The 15296-nt window shown below is 74.0% G+C and carries 13 protein-coding genes; 3 read left to right on the top strand and 10 right to left on the bottom strand.

Annotation, left to right across the window (positions count from 1 at the left end; all coding sequences use genetic code 11):
* Window positions 1-11: 11 nt before the first annotated feature.
* From KZX45_RS05555 to KZX45_RS05510, 10 genes are all read right to left on the bottom strand, one after another.
* Window positions 12-764: a hypothetical protein gene (locus tag KZX45_RS05555; protein ID WP_248256698.1), complete on the bottom strand. Its 753-nt coding sequence runs from the start codon at window positions 762-764 to the stop codon at window positions 12-14.
* Between the two features lie 373 nt (window positions 765-1137).
* Entirely contained in the window at window positions 1138-2427 is a 1290-nt protein-coding gene (locus KZX45_RS05550) for a thymidine phosphorylase (RefSeq protein ID WP_248256697.1), read from the bottom strand.
* Window positions 2424-2852 carry a cytidine deaminase gene (locus KZX45_RS05545; RefSeq protein WP_248256696.1) on the bottom strand — a complete coding sequence of 143 codons (429 nt, stop codon included), beginning with the start codon at window positions 2850-2852 and terminating at the stop codon, window positions 2424-2426. Before KZX45_RS05545 ends, KZX45_RS05550 begins: the two co-directional genes overlap by 4 nt.
* A gap of 14 nt (window positions 2853-2866) precedes the next feature.
* Window positions 2867-4159 (bottom strand): ABC transporter permease, encoded by a 1293-nt coding sequence (locus KZX45_RS05540; RefSeq protein WP_248256695.1) that lies wholly within the window; start codon window positions 4157-4159, stop codon window positions 2867-2869.
* Window positions 4156-5484: an ABC transporter permease gene (locus tag KZX45_RS05535; protein WP_248256694.1), complete on the bottom strand. Its 1329-nt coding sequence runs from the start codon at window positions 5482-5484 to the stop codon at window positions 4156-4158. The genes KZX45_RS05540 and KZX45_RS05535 overlap by 4 nt, the downstream gene beginning before the upstream one ends.
* Window positions 5481-7061, bottom strand: coding sequence for an ABC transporter ATP-binding protein (locus KZX45_RS05530; protein ID WP_248256693.1), 1581 nt, complete (start codon window positions 7059-7061; stop codon window positions 5481-5483). The genes KZX45_RS05535 and KZX45_RS05530 overlap by 4 nt, the downstream gene beginning before the upstream one ends.
* A gap of 128 nt (window positions 7062-7189) precedes the next feature.
* Complete coding sequence (locus tag KZX45_RS05525) at window positions 7190-8302, bottom strand: BMP family ABC transporter substrate-binding protein (protein WP_248256692.1); 1113 nt, start codon at window positions 8300-8302, stop codon at window positions 7190-7192.
* Window positions 8303-8583: 281 nt separating this feature from the next.
* Window positions 8584-9852 carry an amidohydrolase gene (locus KZX45_RS05520; protein ID WP_248256691.1) on the bottom strand — a complete coding sequence of 423 codons (1269 nt, stop codon included), beginning with the start codon at window positions 9850-9852 and terminating at the stop codon, window positions 8584-8586.
* A 108-nt stretch (window positions 9853-9960) separates the two neighbouring features.
* Complete coding sequence (locus KZX45_RS05515; RefSeq protein ID WP_248256690.1) at window positions 9961-11082, bottom strand: mannose-1-phosphate guanylyltransferase; 1122 nt, start codon at window positions 11080-11082, stop codon at window positions 9961-9963.
* Window positions 11083-11124: 42 nt separating this feature from the next.
* On the bottom strand, window positions 11125-11694 hold the full coding sequence (locus KZX45_RS05510; protein WP_248256689.1) for a 2'-5' RNA ligase family protein: 570 nt from the start codon (window positions 11692-11694) through the stop codon (window positions 11125-11127).
* Between the two features lie 207 nt (window positions 11695-11901).
* On the opposite strand from KZX45_RS05510, the gene KZX45_RS05505 reads away from it, so the two are divergent.
* From KZX45_RS05505 to galK, 3 genes are read left to right on the top strand one after another with little or no spacing between them, the layout of a single operon-like run.
* Complete coding sequence (locus KZX45_RS05505; protein WP_248256688.1) at window positions 11902-12738, top strand: DeoR/GlpR family DNA-binding transcription regulator; 837 nt, start codon at window positions 11902-11904, stop codon at window positions 12736-12738.
* Window positions 12735-13964 carry a galactose-1-phosphate uridylyltransferase gene (gene galT / locus KZX45_RS05500; RefSeq protein ID WP_248256687.1) on the top strand — a complete coding sequence of 410 codons (1230 nt, stop codon included), beginning with the start codon at window positions 12735-12737 and terminating at the stop codon, window positions 13962-13964. The genes KZX45_RS05505 and galT overlap by 4 nt, the downstream gene beginning before the upstream one ends.
* Window positions 13961-15283 (top strand): galactokinase, encoded by a 1323-nt coding sequence (gene galK, locus KZX45_RS05495; RefSeq protein ID WP_248256686.1) that lies wholly within the window; start codon window positions 13961-13963, stop codon window positions 15281-15283. Before galT ends, galK begins: the two co-directional genes overlap by 4 nt.
* Window positions 15284-15296: the final 13 nt, after the last annotated feature.

Below are 15296 nucleotides of genomic sequence, written 5' to 3'. Positions count from 1 at the left end.
TCCTCGAACGGTCACGGAATCGTCTGCCCAGCCTGCCGCGCGGGACTGGGCGGCGCAAGGGAGTCGGAGACCCGTGCGGGGCGGGGCAGCAGCACCCAGCACACGTGGGTCCAGCCGCCCAGCGCGGGGTGCGGCGTGGTCCGCCCGAGCAGCTCGGCCGTCCGGACCTGGTGCACCCGCCCGCCGGAGGGCTCGTACACGTGGAGGACGGGGTCGCCCTCGCCGTCGTGGCCGCGGTGGGGGGCGTCCGGCGGCGGCGGGACGGCGAGCACCACGTGCCGCGGGACGGCAGCCGCGACGCCACCACCGAGGTCTCCGCCGGCGTACAGCGGCACCGGAACGCCCTCGAGGGTGGCTGCGTGGACCTCCGAGAGCAGCGCGGCGCCGGCCGGGGAGGCGTCGTCGACGGGGACGGCCCGGTACCGCACACCGGGGAACCGGGCCTCGCGGGCGGCGGTCCAGGGCGGGGTGCCGAGCGCACCCGGCCAGCGCAGGGGCCCGAGGGCGTGAGCGCCAGTGCGCTCCTTGATGTGGCGCTGCGCCGCGGCCATCCGGCCGGCGGCGTCGGCGGCCTGGGGACCGGGCGGGATCTCGGGCGGGAGCCGGTGCGGAGGCAGCTCGCCTGGGATGGCGCCGTCCTCGAGCCAGGCGGCGAGCAACGGGTCGCCGGTCGCGGCGAGCATGAGCAGGACGGTCGAGCCGCAGGTCGTCGGGTCGCTCTGCCGGGCCGGCGCGCCGCCGAGCGTGACGAGCTGGGGTCGCACGGGCCGAGGGGTGCGGGCCGCGGCCCGGGGTGCGCGAGGACGCGCAGAGCCATCCTCGCGACCGGGCCCGGCGGAGCCTGCAGGACCGTCGTGGCGGCTCACCTGCAGCGGAGCGGCCAGCGGACGGGCGGCCGGCGGACGGGCAGCCGATGGACGGGCAGCCGGTGGACGGGCGAGGCGGCCCAGGACGGTGCCGAGGTGCAGGTGCCGCCAGCCGGGGAAGGTCATGGACGACAGGGTGCCGCAGGTGCCGGCGGCCGGCGACCGGGGGTAGGACGTCAAGGGCGGCCAGTCGGGCCGAGTGTCGGACGCCCCCGGCGGCCGGCAACCCGGCCGCGCGGGCACGGCAACCCCGCACCGCCCGTTCGCTCCCTCAGGCGGTCACCTTGTCGAGCACGATCGAGCGATCCTCGGCGGCGCCGTCCGGCTCGATGGTGACGGCCCCGGCGAGCGCCTCCTTGGCGCGGGTGAACCTCTCCGGGGTCGCGGTGTGCAGGGTGAGCAGCTTCTGCCCGGCCCGGACGCGCTCCCCCGGCTTGGCATGGATCTCGATCCCGGCGACTGCCTGGACCGGGTCCTCCTTGCGGGCACGCCCGGCGCCGAGCCGCCAGGAGGCGACGCCGACGTCGTAGGCGTCGAGCCCCGTCAGCACCCCGTCGGCCTCGGCGACGACGTCCTCGGTGTGCTCGGCCACGGGCAGCGGGGCGTCGGGGTCGCCGTCCTGCGCGGCGATCATCCTGCGCCAGACGTCCATGGCGCGCCCGTCCTTGAGCGCGGCCTCGGGATCGACGTCGTCCCGCCCCGCGCCGGCGAGCATCTCGCGCGCCAGGGCGACGGTCAGCTCGACGACGTCGGAGGGCCCGCCGCCGGCGAGGACCTCCACGGACTCGCGGACCTCCAGGGCGTTGCCGACGGTGAGGCCGAGCGGGGTGGACATGTCGGTGAGCAGGGCCACCGTGCGCACCCCCGCGTCGGTGCCGAGCGCCACCATCGTCTCCGCGAGCTGGCGGGCCCGGTCGAGGTCCTTCATGAACGCGCCGGAGCCGACCTTCACGTCGAGGACGAGGGAACCGGTGCCCTCGGCGATCTTCTTGCTCATGATCGAGGAGGCGATGAGCGGGATGGACTCCACCGTCGAGGTGGTGTCCCGCAACGCGTAGAGCTTCTTGTCGGCAGGGGCGAGCCCGGAACCGGCGGCGCAGATCACGGCACCGACGTCCTCGAGCTGGGCGAGCACCTCCTCGTTCGACAGCGCCGCCCGCCAGCCCGGGATGGCCTCGAGCTTGTCCAGCGTGCCGCCGGTGTGGCCCAGGCCGCGTCCGGACAGCTGGGGCACAGCGACGCCGAACACCGCGACGAGCGGAGCCAGCGGCAGGGTGATCTTGTCGCCCACCCCGCCGGTGGAGTGCTTGTCCGACGTCGGGCGCGAGAGGGCGGAGAAGTCCATCCGCTCCCCGGAGCGGATCATCGCGTCGGTCCACCGGGCGATCTCCGCCCGTCCCATGCCGTTCAGGAAGATCGCCATTGCGAGGGCGCTCATCTGCTCCTCGGCGACCACGCCGCGCGTGTACGCGTCGATGACCCAGTCGATCTGCTCCCCGCTCAGCTCCTCGCGGTCGCGCTTGGCGCGGATGACGTCGACGGCGTCGAAAGGCTCAGTCATGCGTTCTCTCCAGGTGGGCGGGACCGGTTCAGGTAGGCCGGCCCGAACGCGTCGGGCAGGACCTCGGCCAGCGTGCGCACCCCGGCCGGCATCAGGAGCTCGAGCTCGGGGCCGCCGTGCTCCCAGAGGAGCTGGCGGCACCGCCCGCACGGGACGAGGATGCTGCCGTCGCCGTCGACGCACGTGAACGCGACCAGGCGACCGCCGCCCGAGCGGACGAGCTCGGAGACCAGCCCGCACTCCGCGCACAGGGTGACGCCGAGGGCGGCGTTCTCCACGTTGCACCCGGAGACGGTGCGCCCGTCCTCCACCAGCGCCGCCGCTCCCACCGGGTAGCGCGAGTAAGGGGCGTACGCCCGTGTCATGGCCTCGGTGGCGAGGTCCCGCAGCAGGGCCCAGGTGGCGTCGTCGGTGATGGTGCCCATGGACGGATCTCCGCTCACTTGATGTAGGGGATGTTCTCCGCGGCGGGCGCCCGCACCCGGCCGACGAGGCCGGCGACCGCGAAGATCGTCACGGCGTAGGGCAGCATCAGCAGGAACTCGGACGGCACGGTCGAGCCGATGGTCGACAGCACGTTCCCGAGGTTCTTGGAGAAGCCGAACAGCAGCGCCGCGGCCACCGCGCCCGTGGGGTTCCACTTGCCGAGGATCATCGCCGCCAGGGCGATGTAGCCCTGCCCGGCGGACATCTCCTTGCCGAACGCCAGCCCGGAGCCGACGGTGAAGAACGCGCCGCCCAGGCCGGCGATCGCACCGCCGAAGATCGTGTTGACCACGCGCGTGCGGTTCACCTTGATGCCGACCGTGTCCGCGGCCTTCGGGTGCTCGCCGACGGCGCGCATGCGCAGGCCCCAGCGGCTGCGGAAGACGAAGATCTGCAGCAGCACCACGACCGCGTACATGATGTAGACGAGCAGCGTCTGCCGGAAGAGCACGGGACCGATCACGGGGATCTCGGAGAGCAGCGGGATGGGCAGCTCGGGGAGTCGCTGGTTGGCGTTCCAGGTGGCCTTGTCCTCGGTGAGCACCGTGGAGAACAGGAAGCTCGTCACGCCGACCACCAGCACGTTGAGGACGACGCCGACGATGATCTGGTCCACCCAGTACCGCACCGCGAAGAAGACCAGCAGCATCCCGACGAGGGCGCCGGCGATCGGCGCCGCGATCATGCCGAGATAGGCGCTGGAGGTCAGCGAGCCCACCACCGCGGCCAGGAAGGCGCCGCTCAGCAGCTGTCCCTCGATGGCGATGTTGACGATGCCCGAGCGCTCGCAGACCACGCCGCACAGGGCCCCGAAGACGAGCGGGACGGACAGCGCCAGGGCGCCGGAGAGCAGGGTGGTCACCGGGATGACCGTCGAGCGGCCGGCGCCCACGTAGGTGAGGAACGTCAGGACGAAGGCGATGCCGAAGAGAACGGGGATCCATCTGAGCACGTCGCGCCGGCTCCTCGTGAGCCAGCCGGCGAGGACCGTCAGGACGGTCATCACGGCCACCAGCAGCCAGTTGGTCAGCGCCGCGGGCACCGCGAAGTTGGGGATCTGGACGAAGTCGCTGCCGCGGGACACCTGGTAGATGGTCTCGCCCTCGAGGCGCGGCAGGAGGGTGAAGAGCAGCAGCGCGGCGAGCGTCAGCACGCCGTAAAGGATGGGCCAGCGCCAGCTGATGGGCTTGAGGACGACGTCGGTGCGCTCCTGCGGCCGGGCCTGCTCGGTGATCGCGGTACTCATGCCGCCGCCTCCTTCACGACCGGGGTGCGCGCACCCCGCGGGCGGGCCCCCGGGGCGGGGAGCCGGAAGATCGCGCGCACCAGGGGCGGCGCGGCGATGAGAAGAACGATGATCGACTGCACCACGAGGATGATGTCGATCGGGGTCTGGGTGGTCGACTGCATGAGCACGCCGCCCGCGCGCAGGGCGCCGAAAAGCAGGCCGGCGAGGAACGTGCCGACCGGCCGGGACCGGCCGAGCAGGGCCACCGTGATGGCGTCGAACCCGTAGCTGGCGGCCACGCCAGCGGTCAGGGCGCGCTCGGTGCCGAGCACCTGGGCCGACCCGGCGAGCCCGCACAGGGCGCCGGAGATCACCATGGTCAGCACCACGACGCGGTTGACCGAGATGCCGGCCGTGCGCGAGGCGTTCGGGTTCGAGCCCGCCGCACGGATCTCGAAGCCGATGGTCGAGCGCTCGAGGAGCCACCACACGAAGAACGTCGCCGCGATCGCCACCAGGAACCCGGCGTGGAGCCGGAAGCTGGGCCCGAGCAGCAGCGGGTAGGCGGCCGAGTCCGAGGGGATGTCCGGGGACTTCGGGAACGGCGAGTTCGGGAGCCGGAACGCCTGGGTCGTCAGGAGGTAGGCGACCAGGTAGACGGCGATGTTGTTGAGCATGATCGTCACGATCACCTCGTTGGCGCCGGTGCGGGCCTTGAGGAAACCGGCGATGCCGGCCCAGATGGCGCCGCCGAGGGCGGCCCCGATCGCGGCGAGCGTCACGTGCAGCACGACCGGGAGGTCGAAGGTGAAGCCGATGAACGCGCCGAAGATGCCGCCGAGGACGATCTGCCCCTGGGCGCCGATGTTGAACAGGCCGGCGCGGAAGCCGACGGCCAGCCCGAGGCCCGCCAGGATGAGCGGCACGGAGAAGACAAGGGTCTCCGTCAGCGGCCGGACGGCCCGGCTGAAGGTCTCGGCCCGGAAGTCGTAGATCGCGCCGCGGAACATGGCCCGGTACGCGCCGTAGACGGTGTCCCAGACGGCCGAGAAGAAGTCGGCGGGCCGGGCGAAGAGGTAGGTCGCGGTCTCCTGCACCCGTGCGTCGGCCAGCGCGATGAGCACACCGCCGATCACGAGGGCGACGACGACGGCGAGGACCGACACCAGCCACGTGCCGGAGAGCAGGTCGCGGAAGAACTGCCCGGTGCGCGTCTCACCGCCGGGCCCGCCGCGGACCGCGGAGCCCGGGGTCCCCTCGGGAGCCGGCACCTGCTCGCCCTGCGCGACCACGTCGCCGGGCTGGGCCGCGGGCTGCGGGTTCTCGTTGACGGGGTCGGTCACGACGTTCCCTCCTGCTCGGCGACGGCGTCGGCCGCGGCCAGGGTGGTCTTGTGCTCGGCGGCCTGCACCTGCGCCTCCTCGAGGGGGACGCCGGCCATCATGAGGCCGAGCACGTCACGGTCCGTGCCGCCGTCGACGATGCCCACGATCTGGCCGCGGTACATCACGGCGATGCGGTCGGCCAGGGCGAGGACCTCGTCGAGCTCGGTGGAGACGATGACGACCGGGGTCCCCCGGTCCCGCTCCTCGACGATGCGCTTGTGCATGAACTCGATGGAGCCGACGTCCAGGCCGCGCGTGGGCTGGGAGGCGACGAGGACCCGCAGCGGGCGGGACATCTCGCGGGCGATGACGACCTTCTGCTGGTTGCCGCCGGAGAGGGTGGAGATCGGGTCCGCGGTCGAGGTGAGCCGGACGTCGAACTCACGGGCGCGCTTCTCGGCGTTCTCGCGGACCACCGCCGGGCTCATCGCCAGCCCGGACGCGAAGGGCTCGGTGTCGTAGAGGTCGAGGACGAGGTTCTCCGCCACGGAGAAGGACGAGATGATGCCGTCCGTGGACCGGTCCTCCGGCACGAACCCGACGCCGGCGCGCAGCCGCTCCTTGACCGTCCGGCCGGTGAGCTCCTCGCCGTCGAGGGTGATGGAGCCGGACACCGGTTCCGTGAGCCCGAGGATCGTCTCGGTCAGCTCGGTCTGGCCGTTGCCCTGCACGCCGGCGACGGCGAGGATCTCGCCGCGGCGCACGGCGAAGCTGACCCGGTCGACCATCGTCTTACCGGCGGGGTCGAGCACGGTGAGGCCGGAGACGACGAACGACTCCTCGCCCCCCTGCGCGGGCGCCTTGTCCACGCCGAGGTTCACGGAGCGGCCGACCATCATCGAGGCCAGCTCGGTCTCGGACGACGTGGGTCTCGCCTCGCCGACGACCTTGCCCCGGCGGATGACGGTGATGCGGTCGGCGACGGCGCGGACCTCGCGCAGCTTGTGGGTGATGAAGACGATCGAGGTGCCGCTCGCCTTGAGCTGACGCATGATCTCGATGAGCTCGTCGGTCTCCTGGGGGGTCAGGACCGCCGTGGGCTCGTCGAGGATGAGCACCTCCGCGTCGCGGGAGAGGGCCTTGATGATCTCCACCCGCTGCTGCGCGCCCACGGGCAGGTTCTCGATGTAGGCGTCGGGGTCGACGTCGAAGCCGAAGCGGTCCGAGATCTCCTTCACCCGGCGCCGGGCCTCGTCGACCTTGATGAGCCCGGCCGCGCCGACAGGCTCGTAGCCCAGGGCGAGCGACTCGGCCACGGTGAAGACCGGGACCAGCATGAAGTGCTGGTGGACCATGCCGATGCCGGCGGCGACGGCGTCGCCCGGGCCGGAGAACGTGACGGGCCTGTCGTCGAGGAGGATCTGCCCGTCGTCGGGGGTGTACAGGCCGTAGAGCACGTTCATGAGCGTGCTCTTGCCGGCCCCGTTCTCACCGAGGAGGGCGTGGATCTCACCCGGCTCGACCACCAGGTCGATGTGATCGTTCGCGACCAGCGGCCCGAAGGCCTTGGTGATCCCGCGCAGTTCTAGCTTCACGTCCCTGGGCTCCATCCGGTTCGGCAGCCGCCGTTCGATTCAGGTACCGCGTCGTCACGGTACCGGGCGAGCGTGTGACGGCCCGGCCGCCAGGGCCGGGCCGTCACAGTGCATGTGCGATCAGCGGGTCACGGGGCGTTCGGCGTCTCCACGGTGATCTCGCCCGAGATGATCTGCTCCTGCAGCTGCGCGACCGCGTCCTTGACCTCCTGCGGGACCTCGGCGTCGAAGTCGTGGAACGGCGCCAGGCCCACGCCCTCGTTCTCCAGCGTGCCGACGTACGGCTCGTTGGTGAACTCGCCCTCGACGGACTCGGTGATGGTGTCCTGGACCGCCTGGCCGATCTGCTTGACCACGGAGGTCAGCACGATCGCGCCGTACTCGGTGGACTCGTACCAGTCGGAGTCGACGCCGACGATCATCACGTCGCCCGCGGCCTGGGCGGCCGCCGCGGCGCCGAGACCCACCGGGCCGGCGACCGGCATGACGATGTCCGCGCCCTGGGCGATGAACTGCTCGGTCAGTGTCTGGCCGTTCGCCTGGTTCTCGAAGTCACCGGTGAAGGAGCCGTTCTGGGCCTCCTTGTCCCAGCCGAGGAGCTGGACGTCCGCACCGTTGTCCTCGTTGTACTTCGCGACGCCGTCGGCGAAGCCGTCCATGAAGATGGACACGGACGGGATCTGCAGGCCGCCGAAGGTGGCGACCGTGCCGGTCTTGGTGGTGCCCGCGGCGACGTAGCCGGCGAGGTAGGAGGCCTCGGCCGTGTTGAAGAGGATCGGCTTGGCGTTCTCGAGCTCGACCGGAGCGAAGTCCGGGCCGGAGAACGCCGAGTCGATGAGGGCGAAGTTCGTGTCCGGGTTCGCCTCGGCGGCCTGCTGGATGGGGTCCTCGAGGAGGAAGCCGACACCGATGGTCAGGTCGCAGCCCTGCTGGACCATCGAGTCGACGTTCGGGCCGTAGTCGGAGTCGGCCTGCGACTCGGCGTCGGCCTGCTCGATGCCGAGCTCCTCGACGGCGGCCTGGAGGCCCTCGTACGCGGACTGGTTGAACGACTGGTCGTCCCAGCCGCCCTGGTCGGAGACGACGCACGCGAGGAAGTCGGCGTTGTCCCCCCCGGCTGCGCTGGTGCCGTCGCCACCGTTGGCGTTGCCGGCGGGCTCGTCCTCGGGCGCTGCGCCACAGGCCGCGAGCGCGAGGGCGGCGGTCGCAGCAAGCGCCGTCGCGTAGATGCTCTTCTTCACGCGTATCTCCTGCATGTGTGGGGCCGAGGCCCGTGGAGGCGGGTCGCACGCTCTTCAGGGAGAGCACCCGTCCGCGCGGTCCTGGATCGGCGGTCAACAGAGCCGACATTAACCCGCCCCACCCGCCCGACGAGCCACATCGTGAGATCTTCGGGAAAAGCGTTACCGAAATGTTTCACGGGCGGACAACCGCCCCGGGCCCCGCCCGGGCCGAAAGTCCCGGTTTCCGGGCGTCACCGCCCCGATTATCTCCCCGCGCCCCTCGGCGGAGATCGTCCGGGTCAGGACGCGGCCGCCGTGGCCTCGGCCGTGGTCCGCGCTCCCTCCCCGATCTGGCCGTCGCCGGCGAGCAGCGCCGTGCGCACCAGGACCCGGGCGCCGATCGCGATGGCGCGCTCGTCGAAGACGATGTCGCCGCGATGCAGGTCGTACGAGGGCCCGCCGGGCGTGCGCGTGCCCAGCCGGACGAGCGCCCCGGGCACCCGGGTGAGGTACCAGGCGAAGTCCTCGCCGCCGAGCGACTGCTCCGTCAGGACGACGGCGTCGGGGCCGATGACGTCCTTGACGGCCGCGTCGACCACGCGCACCGCCCGCTCCTCGTTGACCACCGGCGGGATGCCCCGGGCGTAGCTGAGGGAGACCTCGACGTCGTAGGGCGCCACCACGTGGTCCACGGACTCCTGGACGATCTTCGCCGCGCGGTGCCACTCGCGGGAGTCGAGGCACCGGATCGTGCCGGTCACCGACCCCGTCGCCGGGATCGCGTTGGCCGCCTTGCCCGCGTGGACGGCGCCCCAGGTCAGGTTGACGCCGGCCCGGGGGTCCATGCGACGACCGAGGACGGCGGGCAGCGTGGTGATGAGCTGGCCGAGCGCGAAGACGACGTCGCCGGTCAGGTGCGGCCGGGAGGTGTGGCCGCCGTCCGAGCTGACGGTGACGGTGACCGTGTCCGAGGCCGCGGTGATCGCGCCGATCCGGGAGCCGACCTGGCCCACGGCCACCTTCGGGTCGCAGTGCAGCGCGTAGATCTGGTCCACGCCGTCCAGGGCGCCCTGGTCGATCGCCGAGACGGCCCCGCCGGGCTGCACCTCCTCGGCGGGCTGGAAGATGCAGCGCACGCCGACCGGCAGCTGCCCGGCGTCGTCGAGCTGCTTGAGCGTGAGGGCGGCGCCGAGCAGGGCGGTGGTGTGGATGTCGTGCCCGCAGGCGTGGGCGTACCCGTCCCGGGTCGAGGCGAACGGCAGTCCCGAGGTCTCGGTCAGCGGCAGGGCGTCGAGGTCGCCGCGCAGGCCGATGCGGCGGCGGCCGCGCGCACGGGGGTCCGCGCCGATGTTGACGACCAGCCCGCTGCCCTTGAGCGCGCGCGGCTCGAGGCCGGCGGCGCGCAGCCGCTCGGCGACGTACGCGGTCGTCTCGTGCTCCATCCACGCCGGCTCGGGATGGGCGTGGAGGTGCTGGCGCGCGGCGATGAGGTCCGGCTCGAGCCCGGCGACGATCGTGTTGACGCGCCGGGCGACGGCCGAGCCGGTCGGGGCTGGGACGGGTCGCACGGACTCGACCCTAGTCCGCCGTCGGACCGCCCGCAGCGCCCGGTGCCGGGCCCCCACCGGGCCCGCCCGGGCGCGCACCCGACCCGGTCGCGCGGGAAAGGCGCCCCGTCACCGGAGGTGCTCGCGCCCCTCGCCGAGGCTCTCGACCACGCCCTTGACCCGCTGGGCGTGCTCGCGCGTGGTGATCAGCAGCGCGTCCGGGGTGTCGACGACGACGAGGCCCGGCACGCCGAGCACCGCCACCGTGCGTCCGGCGCCGGGAACGACGAGGCCCCCCTCGGCGTCGTCGGCCACCACCAGGCCGCGCTCCCCCAGCACCCGGACGCCGTCCGCGCCGGCGGGGACGAGACCGGCCAGGCTGGCGAAGTCCCCGATGTCGTCCCAGCCCATGGCCGCGGGGACGACGGCGACCCCGCCCTCCGCGGCGACCGGCTCGGCGATCGCGTGGTCGATGGCGACCTTCTCCAGCGTCGGCCAGACCCGGTCCAGCACCGCCTTCCGGGCGGGGGTGTCCCAGGCGTCGGCGATCTCGTCGATCCCGGCGCGCAGCTCGGGCCGCTGGACGGCCAGGTGGTCGAGGAGGACGTCCGCGCGCACCACGAACATCCCCGCGTTCCAGCGGTACTCCCCCGTCGCGAGGTACTCGGCGGCGGTCGCGGCGTCGGGCTTCTCGGTGAAGCCGAGGACGTGGCGGGCGGTGGGCGCCGCGGTGCCGTCCGCGCGCGCGACCGGGTCGCCGGAGCGGACGTAGCCGAAGGCGGTGGACGGGTGGTCGGCCTCGATGCCGATCGTGACCACGTACCCGGCGCGCGCCACGGTGACGGCCTCGCGCACCGCCCGCTCGAACGCCGCCTGGTCGGCGATGACGTGGTCCGCGGCGAACGAGCCGACCACCACGTCACCGTGGCGCCGGCGCACGACAGCGGCCGCGAGCGCGATGGCCGCCATGGAGTCGCGCGGGCTCGGCTCGGCGAGCAGGTTCTCCTCGCCGACGTCGGGCAGCTGGTCCAGCACCGCGGGGGCGTGGGCGGTACCGGTGACCACGACGACGCCGCCGCCCTCGGTGAGGGGGCGCAGCCGGTCGTGGGTCTGCTGCAGCAGCGTGCGGCCCGAGCCGGTCAGGTCGAGGAGGAACTTCGGCGCGCTGCGGCGCGAGAGCGGCCACAGCCGGGTGCCCGCCCCGCCGGCGGGGACGATGGCGTGCAGCGGCTCGGGAGGGTTCGGCGGCATGACCCCAACCCTACGAGAACTGGCGGGCCGAGCCGGTCCGGTTCACGGTCGGGCCACGGGGTCCTCGACCCGGGAGCCAGCGAGCACGAGGCGCGCGACGGTGCGCCAGACGCCGTCGTCGCCGTGCTCGTACAGGCGCATGCTGCCCTGCGCGTACGTGGCCTCGAAGTCCCCCACCAGATCCATGGCCGCGTCGAGGGAGCCCTCGTCGAGGTCGTGGGCCACCGTGACGTGCGGGTGGTACGGGAACCGCAGGTCCTGGGCGAGCGGGCCCGTGCGCACCTCGCGCTGCAGCGCCTCGCAGCGGTCCGCCCCGCGCACCACGTTGACGAAGACCACGGGGCTGACCGGGCGGAACGTGCCGGCACCTCGCAACGCCATGACGAACGGCGTGGTGCGTGCCGCGATCCTCGCCAGGTGCTCGGTGACGCGGTCCATCTGTCCCGACTCGACCACCGTCGGCGGCAGGAGCGTGACGTGGGGCGGGACCGCGTGCGCCATCGGGTCACGCAGCCGGGCGCGCACTCCCTGCAGCCAGGTCGAGTACGGCGGCGGGATCTGCAGCGCGACCCCGATGCGCACCTGCCCCGCGCGGCGTTCCGGAAGATGCACGGCTCAGCCGTTCCCGTGACGCGGGTTCGCGAGGTGGGTCGGCGTCGGCACCCGGACATCTTGGCAGGTACGGGCGTCTTTGACCACGTTGCGGCACGCTCGCCGGACGGCAGCCGTCGCGTACCTCACGGTTCGCGCCGCTCCCCGGCCGAGACGCACGCGTTGTTCGACCTTGTTAGGTTTTGTTTGGTCAGGCACACTAGGGCCATGGTCACCGAAGGGGTTCCGCTTCTCGCCCGTCAGCGACAGGACTACATCCTGGGCCAGGTCGCCCAGCACGGCGGCGTGCGCGTCGCGGAGGTCGTCGACGCGCTCGGCGTGTCCGAGATGACCGTGCGCCGCGACATCACCGACCTGGTCGCGCGCGGTCTCGTGGACCGGGTGCACGGCGGCGCCGTCGCCCCGGCGGGCGCCGCCGAGGAGCCGTACTTCCGCACCAAGGAGTCCCATCACCAGGCGGAGAAGGCCGCGATCGGCGCGCTCGCGGCGTCGCGGGTGCGTCCCGGCGACTCGGTCGCCCTCACCGGCGGCACGACGACGCTCGCCGTCGCCCGGGCTCTGGCGGCGCTGCCGCACCTCGGCACGCTGACGGTGATCACGAACTCGCTGCCCGCCGCGCAGGTCCTGCACGAGGCGGCGGAGCAGGCCCGCGCCGAGTCCCGCCCCGCGCCGACGGTCCTCCTCACGGGCGGGGAACGCACGCGCTCGGACGCCCTCGTCGGACCCGTGGCGGTGGACACCCTGCGCACGATGCGCGTGGAGTGGGCGTTCCTCGGCGCCCACGGCTTCGACCCGGCGATCGGCCTCATGACGCCGAACCTGTCGGAGGCCGCGACGAACGCCGCGATGGTGGCCAGCGCCCGCACGCCGGTCGCAGTCGTCGACGCCTCGAAGTGGGGCGTGCTGGGGCTGCGGACGTTCTGCGCCGTGCAGGACATCGCCGTCCTCGTCACCGACGCCGAGCCCGGGGAGGCCACCCGGGAGGCCGCCGAGCAGCACGGCATCCTCCTCGAGGTGGCCGGCACCGACGGGCGCGCACGATGACGGCGACCGCGCGGGTCCGCCGCACGTCCACCCACCTCGCGGACGGCCGCGAGCTCATCTACTACGACGACACCGAGCCGTTCGTCTCCGGCGGCGCGACCCGCCGCCTGGACGACCCCCGGCCGCTCCCCCACCGCTTCGCCGACGTGGTCGGGCCGGACGGCACGCCCCGGCCGGTGACCGCGCCCGAGATGCGCTACGACGTCCTCACCGGCGAGTGGGTCCCCATGGCCAGCCACCGGATGAACCGCACGTTCCTGCCGCCGGCCGACGCCAACCCCCTCGCCCCGGCACGGCCCGGCGCCGCGTACTCCGACGGCGAGATCCCGGACACCGACTACGACGTCGTCGTCTTCGAGAACCGCTTCCCCTCGCTGGCCGCCGTCCCGGGCGTCCCCGACGAGGTAGCCCACCTCGACGGCGAGGCGCTGTGGCCGTTGCGGCCGGCCGCCGGACGCTGCGAGGTCATCTGCTTCTCCCCGGACCCGTCCGGCTCGCTGGCCGGCGTGGGCACGCGCCGCATGCGCACGGTCATCGAGGCCTGGGCGGACCGCACCGCCGCGCTCGGGCGGCTGCCCGGCGTCGAGCAGGTCTTCTGCTTCGAGAACCGGGGCAAGGAGATCGGGGTGACGCTGCACCACCCGCACGGGCAGATCTACGCGTACCCCTACCTGGCCCCGCGCACGGCGACGATGCTGCGCCAGGCCCGCGCGCACCGCCAGCGCACCGGGGGCAACCTGCTGCGGGACGTGCTGGAGGCCGAGCTGCGGGCCGGCCGGCGGGTGGTCGCCGAGTCCGAGCACTGGGCGGCGTACGTCCCCGCCGCCGCACGCTGGCCCGTGGAGATCCACCTGGCCCCGCGACGCGACGTGCCGGACCTGCCCGCCCTGACGGACGCCGAGCGGGCGGACCTCGCCCGGCTCTACCTGCGGGTGCTGCAGGCCGGCGACCGGTTCTTCACGCAGCCGGGGGCCCCGGGCGGCGCCGGCGAGCCGATCACGCTGCCCTACATCGCGGCCTGGCACCAGGCCCCGGTCCGTGCGGGTCGGGAGGACCTGCGGCTGCACCTGCAGCTGTTCTCCGTGCTGCGGGCGCCGGGGAAGCTGAAGTACCTGGCCGGCTCCGAGTCCGGGATGGGGGCGTGGATCTCGGACACGACGCCGGAGCGGATCGCCGACCGCTGGCGCGAGGTCGTCTCCGACGACGTCGAGGAGCCGGGCGCGTGACCGGCACCCGCCCGCCCGGCCCTTCCCGGCGGCCGCCCCAGCCGTCCCTGCGGCCCGCGTGGGACGACGCCGGCGGAGCCGCCCGTGCGCGCGACCTGTTCGCGAGCGCCTTCGGCGGCCCGCCCGACGGCGTGTGGTCGGCGCCGGGGCGCGTCAACGTCGTCGGCGAGCACACCGACTACAACGGCGGGCTGTGCCTGCCGATCGCGCTGCCGCACCGCACGTACGCGGCCGTCGCCGCCCGCCCCGGGACCCGTCGGCTCCGCCTGGTCAGCGCCCAGGAGCCGGGTCCCCCGCGCGAGGTGGATCTCGACGCGGTCGGCCCCGCCGGCACCGCCGGGGAGGTGCCCGGCTGGGCCGCCTACGTCGCGGGCGTGCTCTGGGCGCTGGAGGCGGAGGGGCTCGCCGCCGGGCTCCCCGGCCTGGACGTCGCCGTCGACTCGTGCGTGCCGGCCGGGGCGGGCCTGAGCTCGTCGGCGGCGCTGGAGTGCGCCGTCGCGACCGCGGTGGACGACCTCGCCGGGCTCGGCCTGGCCGGGCCCGCCGGGGCGCCCGACGACGGCGGCCGGGCGCGCCTCGCCGCGGCGTGCGTCCGGGCCGAGAACGAGGTGGCGGGCGCCCCGACCGGCGGGATGGACCAGGCGGTGGCGCTGCGGGCGCGGCCGGGTCATGCCCTGCTGCTCGACTGCCGGGACGGGCACGTGGAGCACGTGCCGCTCGACCTCTCCGCGGCGGACCTGGAGCTCCTGGTGATCGACACGCGCGCCGAGCACCGCCTGGTGGACGGGCAGTACGCGCGTCGCCGCCAGGTGTGCGAGGCCGCGGCGTCGGTGCTCGGGGTGCCGGACCTGCGGGCCGTGGCGGACGCCGTCCGGGGCGGCGGGACCACGCTCGACGAGGTCCTGCCGCGGTTGGCGGACGACGAGCAGCGCCGTCGGGTGCGGCACGTCGTCACCGAGATCGAACGGGTGCGCGAGCTGGTCGACGTCCTGCGCGCCGCGCCCGGTGAGGGGCTGGCCGGCCCGGCGCTCGAGCGGGCCCGGGCGCTGCTGGACGCGTCGCACGAGTCCCTGCGCGCCGACTACGAGGTCTCCAGCCCCGAGCTCGACCTCGCCGTGGCGGCGGCCCGGCGGGCCGGGGCGCACGGTGCCCGCATGACAGGCGGCGGGTTCGGCGGCTCGGCGATCGCCCTGGTCCAGGCCGGGGAGGCCGGCGAGGTGATGTCCGCCGTCGCCGCCGCGTTCTCCGCCGGCGGGCTCGCCGATCCGGCCTTCCTCCGCGCGACGGCGTCGGGCCCGGCAGGGCGCGCCGCCGGCTGAGCCCGCCGTTCCG

Source organism: Georgenia sp. EYE_87 (assembly GCF_023148685.1).
GTDB lineage: Bacteria > Actinomycetota > Actinomycetes > Actinomycetales > Actinomycetaceae > Georgenia.
Note: the sequence above shows the minus strand (reverse complement) of the source record. Positions and strands in the feature narration are given on the sequence as shown.

Excerpts from the sequence above, each read along its gene's own strand:
- KZX45_RS05540 (WP_248256695.1), bottom strand. The coding sequence starts at position 4,159 with ATGAGTACCGCGATCACCGAGCAGGCCCGGCCGCAGGAGCGCACCGAC.
- KZX45_RS05550 (WP_248256697.1), bottom strand. The coding sequence starts at position 2,427 with ATGACTGAGCCTTTCGACGCCGTCGACGTCATCCGCGCCAAGCGCGAC.
- KZX45_RS05515 (WP_248256690.1), bottom strand. The coding sequence starts at position 11,082 with ATGCCGCCGAACCCTCCCGAGCCGCTGCACGCCATCGTCCCCGCCGGC.
- KZX45_RS05545 (WP_248256696.1), bottom strand. The coding sequence starts at position 2,852 with ATGGGCACCATCACCGACGACGCCACCTGGGCCCTGCTGCGGGACCTC.
- KZX45_RS05505 (WP_248256688.1), top strand. The coding sequence starts at position 11,902 with ATGGTCACCGAAGGGGTTCCGCTTCTCGCCCGTCAGCGACAGGACTAC.
- galT (WP_248256687.1), top strand. The coding sequence starts at position 12,735 with ATGACGGCGACCGCGCGGGTCCGCCGCACGTCCACCCACCTCGCGGAC.